Origin of the sequence: Cupriavidus sp. H18C2 (genome assembly GCF_049393795.1) — a bacterium.
GTDB classification, from domain to species: Bacteria; Pseudomonadota; Gammaproteobacteria; order Burkholderiales; family Burkholderiaceae; genus Cupriavidus; species Cupriavidus pauculus_C.
The window spans coordinates 164,793-184,600 of sequence record NZ_CP186012.1; the positions used below are offsets into that span (position 1 = coordinate 164,793).

The 19,808-nt window shown below is 62.1% G+C and carries 14 protein-coding genes and 1 pseudogene; 2 read left to right on the forward strand and 13 right to left on the reverse strand.

Going from position 1 to position 19,808, the window contains the following annotated elements; translation table 11 throughout:
* Position 1: 1 nt before the first annotated feature.
* The 12 genes from hsdR to EPAKOI_RS26160 form a co-directional block, all read right to left on the reverse strand.
* The gene (gene hsdR, locus EPAKOI_RS26105; RefSeq protein ID WP_423194586.1) at positions 2-2,362 is read right to left on the reverse strand and encodes an EcoAI/FtnUII family type I restriction enzme subunit R; all 2,361 of its coding nucleotides are present in this window, start codon (positions 2,360-2,362) and stop codon (positions 2-4) included.
* Positions 2,363-2,603: 241 nt separating this feature from the next.
* Positions 2,604-6,944, reverse strand: a complete 4,341-nt coding sequence (locus EPAKOI_RS26110) for an AAA domain-containing protein (RefSeq protein WP_423194587.1) — start codon at positions 6,942-6,944, stop codon at positions 2,604-2,606.
* Between the two features lie 210 nt (positions 6,945-7,154).
* Complete coding sequence (locus EPAKOI_RS26115; protein ID WP_423194588.1) at positions 7,155-8,087, reverse strand: hypothetical protein; 933 nt, start codon at positions 8,085-8,087, stop codon at positions 7,155-7,157.
* Between the two features lie 10 nt (positions 8,088-8,097).
* Positions 8,098-8,754 (reverse strand): hypothetical protein, encoded by a 657-nt coding sequence (locus EPAKOI_RS26120; protein WP_423194589.1) that lies wholly within the window; start codon positions 8,752-8,754, stop codon positions 8,098-8,100.
* Positions 8,751-9,581, reverse strand: coding sequence for a TIGR04255 family protein (locus EPAKOI_RS26125; protein ID WP_423194590.1), 831 nt, complete (start codon positions 9,579-9,581; stop codon positions 8,751-8,753). Before EPAKOI_RS26125 ends, EPAKOI_RS26120 begins: the two co-directional genes overlap by 4 nt.
* Positions 9,582-10,006: 425 nt before the next feature.
* The gene (locus EPAKOI_RS26130) at positions 10,007-10,219 is read right to left on the reverse strand and encodes a DNA-binding protein (RefSeq protein WP_423194591.1); all 213 of its coding nucleotides are present in this window, start codon (positions 10,217-10,219) and stop codon (positions 10,007-10,009) included.
* A gap of 776 nt (positions 10,220-10,995) precedes the next feature.
* Complete coding sequence (locus tag EPAKOI_RS26135; protein ID WP_423194592.1) at positions 10,996-11,754, reverse strand: DUF5677 domain-containing protein; 759 nt, start codon at positions 11,752-11,754, stop codon at positions 10,996-10,998.
* Positions 11,755-11,842: 88 nt separating this feature from the next.
* Positions 11,843-12,199, reverse strand: a complete 357-nt coding sequence (locus EPAKOI_RS26140) for a hypothetical protein (protein ID WP_423194593.1) — start codon at positions 12,197-12,199, stop codon at positions 11,843-11,845.
* 221 nt (positions 12,200-12,420) lie between these two features.
* Entirely contained in the window at positions 12,421-12,810 is a 390-nt protein-coding gene (locus tag EPAKOI_RS26145) for a DUF2513 domain-containing protein (protein WP_423194594.1), read from the reverse strand.
* 175 nt (positions 12,811-12,985) lie between these two features.
* Entirely contained in the window at positions 12,986-13,723 is a 738-nt protein-coding gene (locus EPAKOI_RS26150) for a DUF5677 domain-containing protein (RefSeq protein WP_423194595.1), read from the reverse strand.
* 105 nt (positions 13,724-13,828) lie between these two features.
* On the reverse strand, positions 13,829-14,884 hold the full coding sequence (locus EPAKOI_RS26155; protein WP_423194596.1) for a DUF2971 domain-containing protein: 1,056 nt from the start codon (positions 14,882-14,884) through the stop codon (positions 13,829-13,831).
* A gap of 10 nt (positions 14,885-14,894) precedes the next feature.
* A complete protein-coding gene (locus EPAKOI_RS26160; RefSeq protein WP_423194597.1) occupies positions 14,895-15,704 on the reverse strand; it encodes a cell envelope biogenesis protein TolA in 810 nt (269 codons plus the stop codon).
* A 476-nt stretch (positions 15,705-16,180) separates the two neighbouring features.
* On the opposite strand from EPAKOI_RS26160, the gene EPAKOI_RS26165 reads away from it, so the two are divergent.
* Positions 16,181-16,795, forward strand: coding sequence for a site-specific integrase (locus EPAKOI_RS26165; protein ID WP_423194785.1), 615 nt, complete (start codon positions 16,181-16,183; stop codon positions 16,793-16,795).
* Between the two features lie 70 nt (positions 16,796-16,865).
* On the opposite strand, the gene EPAKOI_RS26170 is transcribed toward EPAKOI_RS26165, so the two are convergent.
* A complete protein-coding gene (locus tag EPAKOI_RS26170) occupies positions 16,866-18,692 on the reverse strand; it encodes a tyrosine-type recombinase/integrase (protein WP_423194598.1) in 1,827 nt (608 codons plus the stop codon).
* 933 nt (positions 18,693-19,625) lie between these two features.
* Here EPAKOI_RS26170 and EPAKOI_RS26175 point away from each other — a divergent pair.
* A pseudogene (locus tag EPAKOI_RS26175) lies at positions 19,626-19,761 on the forward strand (IS3 family transposase); the annotation flags it as partial.
* Positions 19,762-19,808: the final 47 nt, after the last annotated feature.

Genomic DNA, 19,808 nt, shown 5'->3' on the forward strand with positions numbered 1-19,808 from the left:
GTTATTGATAGAGGGCGCGTTCCAGCTCCTGGAGCGCGGCCTGGTAGTTCGCCTTGCCGCCAAAGGCGGTGATGATCTCGACCGGCGAGCCGAATTCATTGAGCGGCGCCAGCTTGAGCACTTCGATGTGCTCGATATTGGTGATGCCCGCATCCGCATATTTGTCGAGCAGCGCCTGCAGCACGCGCCGGGCGGTGTCGCCGTACTGGCCGAAAACATTGCGTTTCCTGACGCGCTCGGCGCGTTCACGTCGCGTCAGCGGCGGCTGATCGAAGGCGATATGGCAGATCAGGTCGAACGGATCGAGCTCCTTGCCGGCCATCTCGGCCAGCTCCTCGAACAGTACCCCCTGTTTTTCCAGTTCGGCCAGGATCGCCTCCTTGCGCTCGGCGGCATTCCAGGCCTGCAAGAAGCTGTCGAGTGAGGCATAACGTTTGTTGAGCTGGATCCGGGTGAAGTCGCGCAGCGACTCGGTGATCAGCTTGCCGTCGGGGCCGAGGTACTGGACCTGTTCGTGCGCGACACGTACCGGCACGTGATCGAGCACATAGCGCGTGCGGCCTGGCCCGGTCGGTTCGCCCGGGCCGTCGAAGCTGCCTCCAGGCGTCCCGTCGCTGCCGCCGGTGCCATCGGCACCGCCCAAAGGGTCGCCCGGAACCTCGTCCTCCGGCGGCAGGACCGGCTCATCGGGCGCGGGATCATACACCACGACCGGGTCGCCATCGAAGGCGGGATCGGCGAACAGGGCCGTGGCCTGCTTGCAATCCAGGATGGTGAACCAGAGCTTGTCGTGCTCCTCGTCGATCCGCGTGCCGCGGCCAATGATCTGCTTGAACTCGGTCATCGACTTGATGGTGCGATCGAGCACTACCAGCTTGCAGGTCTTGGCGTCGACGCCGGTGGTCATCAGGCGCGAGGTGGTGGCGATCACCGGATAGGCCTTGCGCGGGTTGATGAAATTGTCGAGCTCGAGCTTGCCTTCGGCATTGTCCCCGGTGATCTGCATCACGTACTTAGGATTGGCGCTGGCCAGATCGGGATTGGCATTGATCAGCGCCTGACGCATGCGCGCGGCGTGATCGATGTCCTCGCAGAAGACGATGGTCTTGGCCATGCGGTCGGTCGCCCGCAGGAACTCAGTGATGCGCGCCGCTACCGCCACGTCGCGCTGGGTCAGCACCAGCGTGCGGTTCATGTCCGACTGGTTGTAGATGCGGTCCTCGACCACCTGGCCGAGCTTGTCGACAGTGCCGACCGGCGGGCGCCAGCCCAGGTCTTTGTCGAGATCCACGCGGATCACCTTGTAGGGCGCGAGAAACCCGTCATCGATGCCCTGGCGCAGCGAGTAGGTATAGACCGGCTCGCCGAAATAGGTAATGTTGGACACATCTTCGGTTTCCTTCGGCGTCGCGGTCAACCCCAGGTGAATGGCCGAGCTGAAGTAGGCGAGGATCTCGCGCCAGGCCGAGTCCTCGGCTGCGCTGCCTCGGTGGCACTCGTCGATGACTATCAGGTCAAAAAAATCACGACTGAACTGTCGATAGATGTTCTGGGCCTCGTCGGTACCAGTGACCGCCTGGTAGAGCGACAGGTAGATTTCGTAGGACTTCTCGACCGTGCGATTCTCGATCTTGGTCATCGCCCCGGCAAAGGGCTTGAAGTCGTTGGTCTTGGTCTGGTCGACCAGGATGTTGCGGTCCGCCAGGAACAGGATGCGCTTGGCCGCGCGCGCCTTCCACAGCCGCCAGATGATCTGGAACGCGGTGAAGGTCTTGCCGGTGCCGGTGGCCATCACCAGCAGGATGCGCGACTGGCCCTTGGTCACGGCCTCAACGGCGCGATTGACCGCATTAAGCTGGTAGTAGCGCGCTTCCTTGCCGGGATAGTAGTCCTGCGTGTAGACCGGCTCGGCCTCCGGCGTGATGCCCTTCCAGGCCAGATAGCGTTGCCACAGCAGCGCCGGCGCGGGGAATTCTGACAGGGTCAGTTCGTGCTCAATGACGCCGTCGGCTGCGGTGCGGTCATGCCAGATGAAGCCGTCGCCATTGCTGGAAAACGCGAAGGGTACGTCCAGCATCTCGGCATAGCGCAGCGCCTGCTGCATGCCGTCGCGCACGCCGTGATTATTGTCCTTGGCCTCGACCACGGCGAGCGGAATCCCGGCCTTGAAGGACAGCACATAGTCGGCGCGGGAAATGGTTTCCTCGTCGCGCTTTGCTTTCTTACCACGCACGATAATCCGGCCATGGGTGAGGCTCACCTCCTCGCGCAGTTGGGTGTGCAGGTCCCAGCCTGCGGCGACGATGGCCGGCGAGATGAATTTGGTGCAGATGTCCCGCTCGGATAGTGCTTTTTTATTCACTTATCGACCCTCATTGGCGACCCACGCCGTAAGGGCGGAATTTTAATGCCTGAAGACCTTCATTACCGCCGAAACCCCATTATTCGTGGCTCCAACGGTTCGGATGGGTCAAGAACCTGAAAGCAGCCGTTCGATCGCAGCGTTTGCTTGTCCGGTATCGTTCTGGGACAGCCGGGGGATATGCAGGCCTTGGCGCACCTCCGGCCGTTGGCCAACGCTTCTATCTCACTCCCGCCAGGCGTCAAGCCCAACGGCGATAACCCTTCGGCTTGGTGCTTTTCCAGCGGCGCTTTGTGGGTGCCGTGCTGCGCGGCTTGGAATCGGTCGCCTTGCACAGCATGCACACGCGCCCATAGCCGCCCTGACCCGACTTGAGCGCGGGATCATAGAAGTCCGCCATAGACAGTATCTCCTCGCAATGCGAGCACGCCCTCATTTCCTTGCTGGCAAGTCCAGCCGCCTGGTTTTGCAAGTCCGCGACGCTTTCGGAGACCGTCTCTCCCAAGGCCATTTCGACCAAGTCCACCAGTCGGCCAGACAGCGTGAGGATTGGGTCGACCCCCAGATTGAATCGGTTGATGCGGAGGAAGCGATATCCGTAACTCTCCAGGGTCAGTTGCCGCTCGACGTCGGCGCCATTGAGGTAGCGCTGGTGGTTCCCAGCGTGAATCTGCCGCCCCTTCTGGAAGTGGAACTCGAATCCGTCATATTCGATGACGATATGCAATGGGCCCTTCTCGGTGCGATAGATCACAAGGAAGTCCACGCGCCAGGCCGGGTGCTCGTACGTAGGATCAAGCTGGCGGAGATAGTCGCCCACCGGGAACTGGGGAATGATCTCGATCTCGTCCTGGTGTTCTTGCACAAACGGTGTCTGTTGGAGCCAATCGAGGACTTTCGCCTCCATCGGACTAGACGCATCCGTCTGGTCGGCCGAGGCGGTGCCCCGTTCAAGGGTGTTGGCGTAGTAGTTCAGCGCCTGCCCTATCGCTCCCTTGTATTCGGGAAGCGGCATCGAGTGGACAATCCACACCATCTCCTGGGCCCGACTGAATCCAACGTTCAGGCGCTGCACCTTGAGTTTGTCTTCAACCGACTCCTGCGCATTCGCCAGTGCCACCGGGAAGATGAAGTTGAGAGCGTCGTTGCCAGGCGTCGCCACCATCGAATACATGATGATGTTGCGCTCCTCGCCCTGACACGAGTCGAAGGTCATCACCTTTAAGCGAAGCTTGTCCTCGAACTCTCGGCCGCGGGCGTGGCCGAAAAGTAGCTTCGACAGGTAGGTCTGTTGCTCCCGGAACGGTGTAATGACGCCCACCGTCGGCGGGTCCTCTTCCTCTATCAGTTCGAGAAGCTGCTCAAGAATGAAATTCCCCTCGGCCTCATTGACGCCCCTTGTGCACAGGTAGTCCTCGGTGTCCACCTCGTCGAACTGGATGACCTCATCGACTGGGACGCCGCGGATCTTGATCGCTTGTAGCTGGTGTCCATAGAACGTGCTCGACGAATACCCGATTAGTTCCTTGTAGGAACGGAAATGCTTGCGCAGCATGACGGAGTAAGAAGCACCGAGATTGCAGAACTCGAGGATCGACCGCTTCACGTCGAACATCGAAAGGCGCTCAAGGGCATCCGCCTTATCGCTGACCTCCGAGCGGAAGTGGTTGACCAGGTCCGCGCGATACTTGTCATTCGTCGCGATGCTGGCGTTCGACGACTTAACGTTCGAGAACTGCTTGCTGTCTCCCAGGACGACAACCTTCTTCGCGCGCAGCAGCGCCGGCAGAGCTTGCGCCACACTCACCTGCGACGCCTCATCGATCACCACCACATCGAACAAGTCCGGCGCCAGCGGCATGAACTCGCCAAACTCACGGATGCTCGCGACGATCACCGGGAAGGAATTCCGAACGCTGGCGAACTTCTCTTCCGGAAACTTCTGCCCGCTTGCAATCACGCCAGACAGCGCACGCGCATCTGCACGATGCTCGTCCATGAACTTGATCAAGCGCGCATCCACGTGGGAGTTCATGATCGACGTATTGAGGCGCTCAAGCGAGTCCTTGGTTCCTACATAGTCGAACGCCGGGGCTTTCGCGAAGGCGGCGTGGTTCTCAAGCCATTCGCGCAGGAAAACGATGGCCAACACCAACAGGCTGGCGTCCGCTTTCGGTTGCGACATCAGTGCGTCGAAGATTGCCGGATTCGCCTTCTGCACGGCGCCGAAAGCCTTCAGCGTGAAAACTGCGGCCGGGGATGATGCCTCCCCTCGCGCCAGACGCTGATACGCGAGCGCGAAGTGGGCGTCGAGCTTCTCTGCTTCGAGAGCCCGTTGTAGCAGATTGGCGCCCTCCACAAGGTCATAGAGTGCGAAGGCGTCTTGCTTAAAGAAGAGCGGTCTGCTCGTTGGAAGTTGGTTGAGCCTCTCCTCCAACTCCCTTACCGTGGCTCCTCGGAAGAGATAGCCGAACAGCGGCATCCGCAGATGCTTGTATTTGACGAGAAGATCCTGAATCGCTCTCACCTGTTCGGGCGCGAGCTTGTCAAAGAGGTTCCAACTTGTCGACTCAGCGCGCGGCGCGGTGGTGCTCATGCATGCGTCCAGCCGCACCCGTTCTCGCAGCGCCGTCGCGTCGGTAGCACCGTCACCGATAATCTGTGCCAAGTATTGTTGAAGCGCCTCACTCTGCTCAACGATCGCCGCGAGCTCGGGCAGCAAGCTGGAGTCGGTAACCTTGCGGATCTCCCCAAGGATGTTCGGCGCACGTTCCGCCAACTCGAACTCGTGCTGATGCATTTGTTGGAGGGCGGAGATTCGCACCTCGCCAAGAACCTCGACAGTTTTGTCGATCGACTGCTTAAGGTCCGTGGCGCGCATCTCACGCTCAGCATCCAGCGCCTCGCGATTGGCCCGCGTCGCTTTCGCGTAGGCGCCAATTTGCGTGACGGTGGCGTTCGACGTCAGCTTACGGAAGTTGGCGTTCTGCTGACCCAGGCGGAGGATGGGATTTGGGAAGTCGCGATCGTGCCGCACCCGGGACATCGCCTCGGAAAGCTTCGATACGACGACGTCCAGCGCCTCGGTCTTGTCGGACAGGACGAGGCATGACTTGTTGTTAAAGGCACAGTCTGCCGCGATGGCGGTAATCGTGTGCGACTTTCCGGTGCCCGGCGGCCCCTCCACGACGACAATCTTGCCGTTGGGATTCCTGACCGCGAGCAGCACCTTCCGCTGCTCCTCGTTAAGCGGGATGGGGGAGTCGAACACCATGCGCTCGACCAGCGGAAGCTTCTCCCATTCGTCCTCGACCTCGGCGCGAATCGAAGCCTCGTTTCCCATCAGGACACCTTCGACCAGTCCCTTGAACAGATCCGCCACGTTTGAGCCGCCGCGGTTGAACCGATCGATGATTTCCTCGTAGTCGTTGATGAGCGCCTCGTCTGAGCGCTCGTAGGCCGCGAGGTAGAGAGCACTGGACAGAGACACGCTCGCCGTTGCCGCTTCGGCCGCGGTCGAGGAAAAGTCGATCTGCCCACCGAGGTCCGACGCATTCGCGACCTTACGGAAGAGCGTCCGCACGACCTCAAAGATGCTCTGCTGCGGTGTGATGTAGGTGATGCGTTCAGTGATTGGGCTGACCCACTCCCGCTTCAATCCCGCCCCCAGTTCTTGAAGGACGAAGTCGATTGCCGAACGGTTCGCGTAGAGGTGGTTGACAATCTTCAGGGAGTAGCCAGTGCCATCCTCGCTGCGCGTCACATGGACGGGCACGAAGAAGAGTGGGTACTGAGCATTGCGATACTTCAGCGCGCCAAGATAGAGATAGAGTTGCATGGAGTCGCCAGTGGCAACGTACGTCTCGATATCCCTGAACTCCAGATATGCATCAGCCGCGACGAAGTTCTCAAAGAACGCCAGCAGGCCGGCACGCATTCCCTCCATGTTGAGGAAGTTCGTTGCGGCATCGACAAGCGCCGCCTCCTCACCCGTCGCCAGAAGCTTCGCCAACACCTCCGGCAGGACCCGATTCAGGTCACCGCAGACCCGGGCGATCAGGTCGGACTCTGCGGCGAGCAGCGAGTCTATTACCGAGTAGGCTTGTTGACGCAGGGGGCCATCAAGGTGCGCCACCAACGGCCGGATCACCTGCGCCCCGACTTCCTTCGCCAACTCTTCCTGGACCGAATCGATCCACTGCTCGGGATTCTCGACGGCGGAGGTGTAGGTACTCCGCACAATTTCGATGACAGCATTGCGGACCGAGACAAGAGCCGTTTCGGGGATGGCGTGGATCTGCTCTTGAATGACTTTGCGCAGAGAGGCGCTGACCGGGCGGGTATAGCGCCTCGGCGTCATCGGTAGGGTCAGCTCTTCCGCGGTTGGCTTGCTCAGCAGCGCCCACAACTCCTGGTCGAGCCCAGGATATGGAGCGGTGCGCATCCCGGCCCGAAAGCCCGTGTCAGCCGTCAGGACAATGCGTCGGCGCGGCGCCTGTGCCCGTTTGAAGTCACTTTGGAGGAAATCCCGAAAATAACGAGACACCCGAATCGCGATCTCGCTCAGCTTGTTGTCGTCCATTGTTCTTGGTGCTGGTGTTCATTGGCCTATGCCGCAGCATCATAGCGCACCAACATGGTCGATCGACAATGCGAATGTGCCGGCCAGCCTGATGCTTCTGGGCGCTCTGCAACGTGCCTTCCCCTGCAAGCCATAGGGCGCGCCCAGGGCGGCGCGGCGCTTGTTGAGTCAAGGCGACGACGAGCCTACCGACACCTCGAAGCGATAACCCTAGACCTGCTTTGGCTGCCCAACTGCTCGCCAAATGTCCGCGGAATAGTCATGCGGCGTTTGCGCCGAGCCCGACTTCTTGGCGGCCCGATAGTCTGCCGCATAGGACACGTCATCGAACTGCCACCGGTCGTATTCGCGCATTTCGTGGCGACTAAACTCATGCTCGCCGCGCAAGGTGACGGCCTCCATGGCGAGGCCTGGAACAGCGCCCAGGATCTTCTCGAATTCGAGGACGGTCGACTCAAGTGCCGCGCGCGCCTTGCTATCGAGGAACGTGTCTCGGCGGCAAAGTAGTACCACGTCGCACTGATAGGGGTCGGACGGATCTGTCAGTTCTTTAGTGCGAGGCCTGAGGAGCAGAAAGATTTCAGTGATGAGCGGCGCGCTAGTTAGCGCCTTCCGCAGCTTTTCCTCGGCGCCAGCGCGCTTGAGGCGTTCGTTGAATTCGTCGGGCAGCGCGGCCCGCCTGTACCGCGTGGTCAGCCAGTCGACCAGATCCTGGCAGGCCCGTCGGTCGATCGTAAGGTCGTTGTCCGGGGTGCCATCGACGAGCAACGGCCGCTCGACGAGGCAGCGATCCCACGGGAGGAAACTCAGATGCCGTGAACCGTCGGCGAGTGGGACGGCAAAGCGGCGAAAGCTCTTTAGAAAGGTATCCTGAGGGTTCGGGGCGCCCGGGCGAATCCCCGCGACAGCAAACTCGACGAATGGCTCGGCCGCATCAAGGTGGCAAACGATGTCGCAGGTCTGGCTGATCATGACGGCGCACGCCTCTCCCCGCGACAGTTGATCGGCGAGGGCTTCGCGCCCCTGCTGCCTAAGCGCGACGACCACCAGCGGGATTGCGGCGGCTCCGGCAATCGCGCCCTGCTGCCATCGCAGGTCGTTGAGTCGACTGCCGATCGTGGGTGGATCGTTGTTATCGTCCAATACGGCCCTCTCAACTGCCGAATCCGCGCGCGACGAGCCCGTCCAGGCGGCGCGAGGCATTTACCTGCGAGTGACATTGATCAGCAATCGCGCGCAATGCCACCTCGCATCGTGAGACATCGATGGGAGCCTCCTTCAATAGCGAGAACAGGCTTCGCCCCCCCTCGCGCTCCAGAGCCATTCCATGTAGGCGGGAGCCTAACGCGCCAACCCCATAAGCATTCCAGATCCGGGTGAGCTTCTCGAGCGCCGCTAGCCGCTCCATCGCGTCGTCGTTGACTTGCCCCTGATAGGTCGGGTCAAGCCAGAGATAGACCGTCGCGCGCGCGCAACCCAGCACTTCGGCCAAGTCCTTCGTCGACAAGCCAAGGCCGGACTTCACGGCGACCAGGCGATCACGGAGCGGCACGGCGCGCGCGGGCGTCTCGCGCGCAAGCGAGCGGCCCCGATAGACCTGAGCGAAGACTCGTTTGATCGCCGGATCATCCAGGATGATGTCGATTCTGCCCTGCTCTGACGATGCAGTCTGGTAGCCCGTCGAGATTCGAATGACATCCGGATTTGCGGTTGACCAAGAGATCGCTCCCCCGGTAGACACCGAAAAGTCATTCAGCGCGTGAAGCGGCAAGGGCAGCGAACGCTGGCCAATTTCGACCCTCTGCATCATCGTTGTTCTTCCCCGTGTTGCCAGTACGCCTGACCTTTATCGCTGGTCAGCCGCCTGAATAATGCGGATTGCGTGGTATGCAGAGATTTTGTCACGCCGACCAGCGTCGCCACATCGAGTACGCTCTTGATCTCGGCTGAGACGTCGATATCGACATACCCGACCTTCGCCGCCGCGTCCTGTGTTGCCAAGTCACGGATGGACTGCAACCGGGACGACGGCGCAAGCTCCGGCACCAGCATCAGCGAGGGGGGCTGCGGCTGCGACACCGGCGCCGTGAGGCTTAGCCGCGCAACTGCGACGTGCGGCGGCGGCCCAGAGACTTCATACACGAGTTCGTGAACATCGCGCGTGAGCCGGACACCGTCGCCAGGCGCGAGCAAAGCGGACATTGGCGCGGCGAAGAAGTCAGCGACATCGAGCCCACCTTCAGCGCGCACGATGTTCCAATAGCGCAGACCAATGCGTTCGACGAACTGGTGTCCGCGCACCTGCGCGAGTGCGGCGAGCACCTCAGCAAATAGGCTGCTAAATGCACCAGAATCCGTATAACGGGTTACATGCAGCGCCAATACGTCCGCAGTGAGCACGACGCAGGCGTCCGCCTCGGCTGTCAGGAAATGAAAGCGCGGCGTCACTTGCTGCCGCATACCCTGGGGGTCAAAAACGAACCCAAACTCCTGGCCGCGCGCCAGGCGGGGGAAGCGCGCACCGAGCGCGTCTTGCAAACTTGCGGCGAAGGGGTCGAGGTTCAGGATGCTCCCGAGCCGCAGCTCGGCGACGACGTAGGCGAGAGGTGCGTGTTTCCAGCTGCCAAGAGTCTGCATGGCCGGTTCCTTAATGTGTGACTCGATTGTAGTCGGAGTTGGGTCGCGTTGGACACTATTTTGGACATACACCTCTGTTGGCCATTGACCCGGCGCAATTAGCCCAAAGGCATTGCAGAGAGGGGCCGGCCCCACCTATATAGAAGCGCAGACGCGCGGGCCGGCGAATCCAGCCAGGCGCGCAAGAGGCTCGAATGACTAGTGTCCAGTCTCACAGTTAGTCGGTACGGCGCGCGATAGGAGCCATGTGCCTTATACACCATATATGCTTTATACGTCACTCTGGTGTCCTGTCCCAAAGTTATTGGGAAACGGAGTGCATACAAATCAATCACTTAGGACGTCGTTGCACTTTGGCAACTGCCGTTGTGGGCACGTTAGGTCGAAGGGCAGAATTGGGTCGGGAACGGCCTTCTGTCCGAGCGCTATTCCTTTCGCTCGACGCGGAAATGCTCGATCGACTGTCCTGCATTGACGGCGCGTTGCAGCCATTCCGGCAGCGCGCCAACCCCATCCCAGGCGTAGCCATCGGCGTCCCGGAATCTGATGACGCCCGAGGCAGAGTCTCCGGCCACTCCGGGTGCCGCGAAGCAGCCTGCCGCCAGCAGGTGCTCGTAGGTCAGCCCGAGGCGGGCCATCTTGGGACTTGATCCACAGAATCGCGTCGGCGCGCTCGCGCAAGGATTGGGCCCCGGAGATTTCGGGATAAGCGGTTGGCATGGGGATGAAGAAAACGGCGGGAGGCTTTCCCGGCCACGGCCGCGGTTCGTGGAAAGCACGAGAGTCGACTTTATCCTAGTACCGTCATTCCGGTACCAAACTCGCTTCCCCCCAAAAATTCCCGGCCACCGCGCAAGCTTCGAGCTTTCCTCAAACCGATGCTCGCCGCGCGGGCGAGCAAGGGCGTCAGTCTCGTAACAGACCAGAAAGCTCCCTCAAGACAAGGGCTTAGGGATGGGACTCGAAGTGTAGGAGGCGAGTTGACAGATTTAATGCGGACTCATGCGAATTGACACATTTACCGCGTTTCGAGTGGAAGCAAATGTGTCAATCCAGCGGCGCTAAGCCGCGTCAGGTCACGGCAAGGGTAGTGACAGAATTAATCCGCTCTACGCCAAACGCGCGTCGATGGATGCGAAAATGGTGCTCCACTTTTCTTGTCTTTTCTTGTCGCAATACGACTGCCTAATTACATCCGCATGAGCAGGTGTATCCCTCGGCCTTGTGGGTGGTCTCGGGTGCGACGCGGCCCGGATCGTACGGGAGCCGCGTCGGGTGAATCCGCAATGGGTCAGGTTTGCGGCGTTGCTCGTACTCCTCACGGCTTGTGAATTCGAGCGTTTCGCGACGGCCGCAGCTGGTGCAGCGAATGTGGAGGTATGTTTCCATTGATGCGCCTTCTGCTTAATGCAAGTTAGATTGACTCTGCGGTTGGTAAAGCTCGCCAACGTTCGGAGAGCTGCATTAAGCGAACCTTGGATTCAACCGCTCCGACCAGGTCGGCGACGCCTACGCCGACAGCCAAAGCTGCAATTAAAGCGTACTGAATTGTGGCCGCGATCTCGCCATCCGTGCCCGGTACATAGCGGAACGTCCAGCTTTTGTCAGCAGCGATTGTGACGTGGTGATGCAATGACTTGGCAGTGGCGTGCGCTGAATCGTCCGAAAGGCGCTGGTAGTACAGGTACTGCGGCAGCATTGCGCCGAGTTCCGCGACTTGCTTCGGGCTTATCGTCTTGAGACTTCGATCCATTGCATCGATGGCCTGCCTGAGTTTGGCCACATCTCCAGGGCTACTCGAGAGTTTGTCGAGGATGAATTTACCCTGCCTACGGCGGCTTTCCTCCGAATCGTCCCATAGCATTTGGAGGTACGTTTGCGCTGATTCAGGCGACTGCAATGCCGCCACGCCAAAGGAGTTTTCCAGCAGACTTCGCGCCAACGTACGGCTTTCCACTACCAAGCGTTGCTCGCAGAGAACAATGATCCCTTGAAGATTTCGGCACGAACGAAGGAGGAGGCGAACGGCGACGGCTTCCGCCGACCAGCCTGTTACGCCATCTGTCAGCCGCTGTGCCTCGTCGGCGCCGAGAAACATGGCGGTATGGACATCGCCGGCAAGGGCCAGCCAATGCCCCGCGATGTTAGCGCCGTCCATAGAAATGATCTCCATTGCATCGAGCGCGGCAAAATCGCCCGGCTCTGGCCTCAACGTGACGTGTGTCCATGATCTGCAAAGGTGCAGCGGTGGTGGGGTAGGCTTAAATCACCGTGACCGGCACAGTGTTGCCGGCGATCTGTGCCAGGTCGTAGGCGGTGAGGAATTCCTCACCGTGCGTTTCAATCCTGACGATCTGGGCGCCGAGGTTGTGCGCATCGTTCTGGGCGTTGTGCCAAGCCTGTGTGCCGGCTTGGATCAGCGTGGCGTGCTGGCTAACGGGAACGTTGGCCCAGCGTGTGCTGGTGTACTCGACCTCAACGCTGGTGATCGAAGCGCCAGGAACGCGCGGCTGCGGCGCGAGCTGCGCCGACATCTTCGAGCCCTTGCTGTAGTGGAAGTCGATCTGTTGCAGAGCGCCATTTGCGTGATGGGTGTTGGGGTAAATTGGATTGACCATGTTGATTTTCCTTATGCATTGCGACCGGCCGGACCATCCGAACCGAGGAAACGAAGATCCTACCCCTCTGCCACTCGAAAGTCGAAATGGGGCACGACCTTAGGGTGCCAGTTCGGGAAGTTCCCTTTAGTGTGGGTAATCCCCCAAGTGGTGGGCCTCTAAACGGTGGAGGTCAAAAAGAAAAGCCCGCTCGATGGCGGGCTTGGTGGGTCGGTGGCGCCCTAAAGCTGGACGCCGGTCTTTTCCTCGATCTGCTTTTTCAGGAAGCCCTTAGCCAGGTCGACTAGGAGCTGCATGGTGAAGCCGCCCGCCTGCATAGCGCCCGCCTTCGTCTTTGCCCAAACGGCATTGTCGCGAACCGAGTCGGCGAAATCGTGGCCGGCCCAGCTGAGGCGTTCGAACCCGTAGCCATCCATCGAGCCGGCGCCCGCATCTTCGACCAGGCCGGCCTCATAGATCAGGCGCATGTGGTAGTCGACCTCGTCGACCGTGTACTTGTCGAACTTCAACTCGTCGTCGTCCGGCCCAATGATGAAGATGTCGCCGCGCTTCATCGGCAGGCTTTCAAGCCGCAGCACCAGCTCGCGTACCAGGTCCATATTCCGCTTCATGCAAATCTCCTAACGGTATGCAAAATCGCCAACTGACAGCATGCTTTCACCGTGTCGTCCATGGTCATACCTCCCCGCGAAAGAGTCTGTGGTACTTGTCATGCTCGACGCCGGCGACCTTGAGCTGCAGCTGGAAGCTATGTTCGTCTTCCTCCTCGCGCCGCGGCGTGCCGGGCTAGGCCATCTGACAGCGGTCAAGGACGACGCGCCACTTTTGGTGCATCGCCGTGAAAAGTGAATCAAAATGATCGTCGGGAAACTTGGCGATCTGACCAAATTGATTTGTGGCATCCATCATCACCTGCAACGCGGTTGACATGACTGACTGCACTAGCGCCGGGTCGTCGGCTTGCCTGAATGCCACACCTTTTTCCCCGATATGCCGCAACGCCAGGACTGCCAGATCATTGTGAGAAAAGGCGCAGAGCATCGAATAGGGCCCCACCAGATGCCACAGTTCGGCAGCAGCAAAGTCGTCGCTTATTTTCTTCGGTTTCCGCCCCTTCGCTCGGAAGCTCTCGCACTCTGCAACACAGGCTTCAAAACCGTATTCAATCAGGTCTTTCAGCTCCGTCGGAACATTGGGGTCGGTAAGCACGCCCTCGTAGACGCGTCGCTGGCCTCGCGCCTGTTCGTATCGCATTTGATCGACATACTCGGGGTCAGTCGTCAACATCTTCATCGCTACAAGGGCTTCGATCATAGACCGAACGTGCGTTGCTGCATGGGTAATCATGTGAGCCCGAGCGAGCCGCAGTGTTGCCTCGAACTGCTCGGCCATCGTCAGAACGAGCGCGACACGCAATCGATCAGGTCCGCCCTTTGGCGGACGTGACCGGCGAATCAGGCTCTGCAGATCTTCGAGCACTCGCTCACAGGTATCGAGAAGCTCTTTGGTAGAAAGGGTGTCCATGCTGACCAAGCCTTGATTCGTTATGGCAACGTAGACCGAATTTAATGGTCACCGTTGTGTGCTGGCGGTGGAGCGGTGCAGCGCGACTGTAGCAGCGAATGCGTACTAAGCCTCTGGGACGTCGGCGTATGGAGCGAATTCCTCGAACACTGAGTTGGCGCGGCGAGGATAGTAGGCAGCTAGTTCCCCCACCTCCAACTCGCTCCTACGCAATTCAAAAGTTCCGCGCACTTCATGCATTAAGTACAGCTTTACCTCTTTGTCGCGGCCCTTAAGCGTGCTGGCCACTGTATGCATGATGGAACTGTCGCAACGCATCCCGAAAGTGATCTCGCTCATTTCAAGTGTGGAATCCGATGGACCGCGCGAGCCGAGTAGTCGCCACTCCTCTTCGTAATGCCAGTCGGGTGCCTTTCGCAATAAGACGGCGGCATCAACATCTACCCGGGCGCGAGCATCATCGTTTAGCACCATCGCAGCCACCGTGCTGGCACGCACGTTCCGATTTCCGCCGTAGACGACCGGGTGTAAATCCAAGACCCAGTCTGGCATCTGCTGCTCCGTCGGGACCGTGTAGCCGATACACATGCCGCGATGTTGCTCACCATAATGGCTCCACATCAACGGGCAATCGTACCGGCTCGCGAGCGAGAGAATCCCCTTGTTGTACTGGCGCAGAAGCTCATCTTCGATCGCGCTTGTGAGAAGGGAGGCATGTGCTTCGCCTTCATCGGAATAGTCGGGGTTCGTGGCCTCATACCTCAACTCGTCCAGCTTCCGTTGTCCTGCGGACTCGCTATGTTTCTCGATGTGAGCGATGGTCCTTGGGCCGCGATACTTGATCGAGGCTGCGCTGGCCCGCATGGTGGCTAGTACCCGCCGACGCACCATCTCGTAGACTGTTTTTTCCAGCGTCTCTACGTCGCAATCGGATTCGACGCAGGGCTTGGTGTCAAGCGGGTCGTTGAATGTCGCCGGGTCTGCGTAATAGACGCGGTCGCGGCACACAAGGTCGATGGTGCGCGCATCGAAGTGACGGTACTTATATAGAACTGTCGGGCGAGCGTTCGTCATGGAAATATTGAGGTAGGCAGCTGGCTGGCACGCGGAAGATAACTCTCTGTGCGTACGCGCAAAATCTGATTGATTGTAGCTGGCCATTGCATTGGCCTCATCCACGGCCACGCAGCGCTTGGCGATACGCCTCAGTGCCGGCGCGAGCGGTCTTGAGTTCCTCCTCCAGGAATGCCACGCGCCCCGCCAGCGCATCGCGCTCGGCCCGGTAGGCCTGCCGCACGTTGTCGGTCTCCAGCGCGCGCCGGCGATCGGCCGCCGCCTGGCGCTCGCCCATGCGGGCCAGTTCCTCGGTGGCCGCCGTCAGCGCCGACAACAGGCCCGCTTCCTTGTCGGCCAAGGCCGCCCGTTCGGTGGCCAGCGTTACCTGCAGGGCCTTCGCTTCGGCGATCGCGGCCCGGCTGGCCGCTTCCGCTGCCGCCGCGCGCTCGCGCAACTGCCGGTTTTCTTCCTCCAGCATGGCCGTGCGCTGGGTCAGCAGCGCCGATAGTCCGCCCTCCCCTGCCGCGACCGGTGGCGGCATCGCGGGCACGGCGGAGGCCGCGATGCGTGGCGCCGCCGCACCGGTCTCGTCCAGGGCGACGCGGATCTCCTTGTGCAGGAACGCCCGCAGGCCGTCGTCGAGCAGACCGCCGCGCTGCGCCTCGGTGGCGGCCGTCGGCTGGGCCTTGCGCTCGGCGATCACGGCCGCCACGGTCTGGCCGCTGGGCGACCGGGCCACGCCGGCGGCGGCCAGTAATCGACGATAGACGGAAGCCCCAAACGTGCGCTGCGTGATGCGATCGATCGCGTCGAAGGCCGCGCGCAGGAAGGCGCGGTTGTCGGCGTGGGCGACGTCGAGCTGCTGCAGCGCGCGGGTGATGGCCAGCAGTTCGGCGTCGGCAAACGCGGTGGGCGTGCGGGCCATGGGAAGTTGTCCGGAAAGGTGCCGATAGTCTACCCTTTATTGATACCTTTTTCAGTATCGTATAGCTATACGCTTTGTCATTATCCCACTAATGACAACTGGATCGGCAGATCCGCTATATTGCACCAGCCACGCGGCGAATCCGCCTCCCCACTGGGCTGGCGGGCACCGGCCGCCGCTTCCGGCGCCGCCTCCGATATCCGATTCGCCGCCGTTGCCGTCTCATGGACGATTTCTTGCTTGCCCCTTCTGCCCTGCCCGACGCTCCCGACGGCCTGCCAAACGCCTTGAGCAGGCCCGTGCGGCCGGCCGGCCGACAGCCACCATCGTGAGCGGCCTGTTCGACTGGCTGGTGGGGGGGCAAACTCTGCGCGTGAATCCTTTTCAGGCGGTGCCGTGGACCCGGGCGGCGCGCGGGCCCGGGGTCGCAGCGCCGCTTCCTCGAGGCCGAACAGGTCGCGGCGGTATTCGACGCCATCGAGGCACGCCCGGCGCCGACCCTCTGGACGCAGTTGCACAAGGCGCGCGACCGGCTGCTACTGGCCCTGCTATTCCAGACGGGGCTGCGCACCTCGGAGGTGGCGGCGCTGACGTGGCCGGACTTCGAGCGCCAGCGCGGCAAAAGCGGGGAGTTTTGGATCGTTCGCATCCGCGAGGCCAAGGAAGGCAACGAACAACTGCTGCCCTGCGACAACGTCATGGCCCAACTGCCCCGTTTCCGCCAGCTGGTGGGCCTGTCGCCCGAGCCACGGGCGACGGATACGATGGCAGTCATTCCCGCCATCGCCGGCGGCCAGCAGCGCCAGGCGCCGCTCACCGACGCCCTCGCCCTGCACCGGAAGCTGAGCCGTCCAGTAAGGACGCCCCGAGGGAAATACGCCGTCGTGAGGGAGGTGTTCGGCGCCGCAGCGACGTATCTCGACGCCGGCAGCCGGCCGCAAGATGCGGCCAACCTGCGCCCCGCGTCGACGCACTGGCTGCGGCACTCGCACGCGACGAACCTGCTGCGCGCCGGCGTGCCAAGGACCGGCTGGTCAAGGAGCTGCGCCTGCGCGGGATCAGCTCGATTGTGTCACAGAGGATGTCGCTAACGTCCTGGTGGGTGGCCAACGGCTGGTGCTGGGTCTCCCAAGACCGCATGCAAAACCTCGGCCACCACGGTCAGTACATGCCCGCCTGATCCAGTTCGCGCGCACGCCGCGCATCCTCCGCGTGGACGTAGACCGAGGTGGTGGCAAGCGACGCGTGACCGAGCTGGTGCTGCACCACATCGAGCGCTACGCCGCGCGCAATTGCATGCGAGCCGAAGGTGTGCCGCAGCCAGTGGGCGCTGGCCTGTGCCAGGCGTACCGCGCCGGCCGGCTCCTCCTCCGCCAGCACGTCGGCTGCCTGGACAAAGAACCCCTTCCAGATGGCATCGAGTTGCGCCACCGACAGCTTGCCGACCTGCCCGTCGGCCTTGACGCGGCCGATCAGTGGTGTCTCCGGGTGCAAACGCTCGAACTGGCGGCCCAGGCCACGCACCGCCAGATAGTCGCGCAGCGACTCGATGACTGGCGCCGATACGTGCACCTCCCGGGCCCGGGTGCCCTTACCCACGAACGACAACGTCCACATCCCGCGCTGGTCAGCCGCCAGATCCTGCTGCCGCAAGTCACCAACGGTGACCTGTGCCTGCTCCGAGATCCGCAGACCGGTAGCATAGGCGAAACGCAGCAGAAACTGCATCCGCGCCGTGCGGGCATCGTCGGGGGGCAAGCCAGCGGCGAAGCTGCGCAGGAATTGCCATTGCGTCTCGGTAAAGCTGCGCGCCACCTTGATGGGGCCCTGCCCGGCCGCCTTCGGCTTAGGCAGTAGCGCGAACAGGTTGTAGCGCAGGTACTGGGCACTCACAAGCCACGCGCACAGGCTTTTCACGATTGTGAAGGACTGCCGCACGCTGCCAGGCGACAGCGGCCCCTCGAACGGGCACCAGTCGAAGCGATAGCGCGGCGTGCCGCGGGCGCCCACCCATTGCGCGGCTGGCTGCGGATCGGCCAGGAAGGCCAGATACGCGCTGCAGTCCTCAACGGTGAGATCGGACAGCGCCTTGCCGCGGGCAAAGACCGCCCAGAGCAGGAAGCGTTCGGCCTGGGTGCGGTACGCGCGCCAGGTGTGGCCGCCGATGGGCAGATGCACGCCGAGCCAGGCGTGGATGGCCATCAGGTCGGTCTGGGCGGCGATGCGCTGCTCCCCGCTGGCCGCCGCCCGGTTGTGGCCCTGCCGGCCGTCGAGCGCGGGGGGCAGCAACAACGCCTCCAGCGGCGCCACCATCGCGGCGGGCGGGCGCAGGCTCGCGAGCTCGGCGGCGGTGGCGCTGCGCCGCGGTACCAGGGCCGCCGCTGGGATCGGACACAGCTCGGTCGCGAACTCGGCGAGCCACGCCTCGATACGCCGGGCCGTGTGCGCGCCAATGCGCGCGACCTGGCGGTACCAGCGCGCCCCGCCCTGCGCGATGCCGGCTTGCAGCGCGCCGAGCGTGGGCCAGCCTGCCACGACGAGGCGCTGGGCGATCGCGGGCGTGAACCAGCCGGCGACGGCATCGTCGACCGCCGGCCGCGCCGCGAGCAACGGCTGCAAAGCATCGAGCGCACGCTGCTGGCCCTGGCGCCGGGTCTGGTGGGCGGTGGCGCTTTCGCCGGCCGGCGGGTGGAACAGCGCGTGCCAGGCGGCCTCGCTCCAACGGCGTGGCGACAGGGTTCCCGCACTCGTCCCACTCCTCGAGCCTTCGGCCGCCCCACCCTGCCCTGATTGCTCCGGGCGGGTTGCAGGTCGAGTGGCCAGACGGCGCACCCCGCGCGCCAGTTCCTCGACGATCCAGTCGACAGTGGCGCGCGCCACACGCAGATCCTTGCCGGTATCGAGATAGCGGTCGGCCAGACGGGCGAGATCGCCCCCCTCGAGTACGCCGCGGTAGAACGCGAAGTGGTGCGGGCCCAGCAGGCGCATGAGGGCGACCGCCGCGCGCTGACGCCGGCGCACCGGTGCGGCGTCGTCTGCCCCGCTGTCCGGCGTGGCGGTCGAGGAATCAGGTGAGCGAACGAAAGCGGACAGGGCGAATTCGCGGGCTTTGGAGGGTTCGATGGTACTGCAGCGGCCCACTTTCCAGGCTTAAAGTCGCTATTGAGATAATGCTAATTATCAAGACATGGCGATTTCTTATGCTAGCTGAAATGTGGTTCACGCGACGCATTTAAGACATCCTTTTCCCCGCCTTCTCGCCGTGCCTTGGTCCCCGCCAATCAGTGCCGCTGTCGATGTCTAACGGTAATCCGAAGCGGCCCGTCTCGGCCCCGTAGACGTTCGGGCACGGCGAGCGCGACGGTGCCGTGTGACAGGTTGCCGGGGCGCACCTGCATGGCCCACTGCTCCAGATCACGTTGGTCAGGGGCAAGCGATGACGTGAAGAGCGGAGCGCTCGCTGCACCAGTAGGCGAAGCCCGCGCGCGCTGTAGTGCGATGGCTGGCCGTGTCCCCTCGTCCCGGTTCTTTCGGGACACAGATGCCGCGCGGATAACCAATTGCATAGCACGGGCTGTCATTGCGATCGTTCCAATGCGCGCATAGCGCTGCAATTAGCCGCGGGCTTAACGGCTGCGGCCGCATCAGTCTATCCTGGCGCGCCTTGCGCAATGCGCAGCCATGCCGCAAACCGTGCGGCCTCTCTTGCATACGTGCGTCGAGTCGCGGAATCGCCACGCCACTGCGCCAGCCATCGCCGGCCGGCCTCGTCGTCACGGGATGCGCATACGATCGGTTCGCTCTGCCCGCTTTGCCAGGCCAATGCGGCTGGGGAGCGCATCGCATGGCGCAGTTCGCATGACGCCGTGTGACATCGTAGCAACTGGATCGGTGGCGTCGGTGGCGTCGGCACCGTGAGGGAACCCACGCCCCACTCGTGCGACGTTTTCGTTGGACTGCTGCGACCGGGAAGCGATTAGCTGGGCAGCAACGACCGGCGGGCATAGCGGCGACGTGGTGCGCGACGTGATGCTGTCCGCCGTGGAGCAGCGCTTCGCCACTCTCAGCGGTATGCCGTGCGCATTCGTCACCATGGAGGGCGGT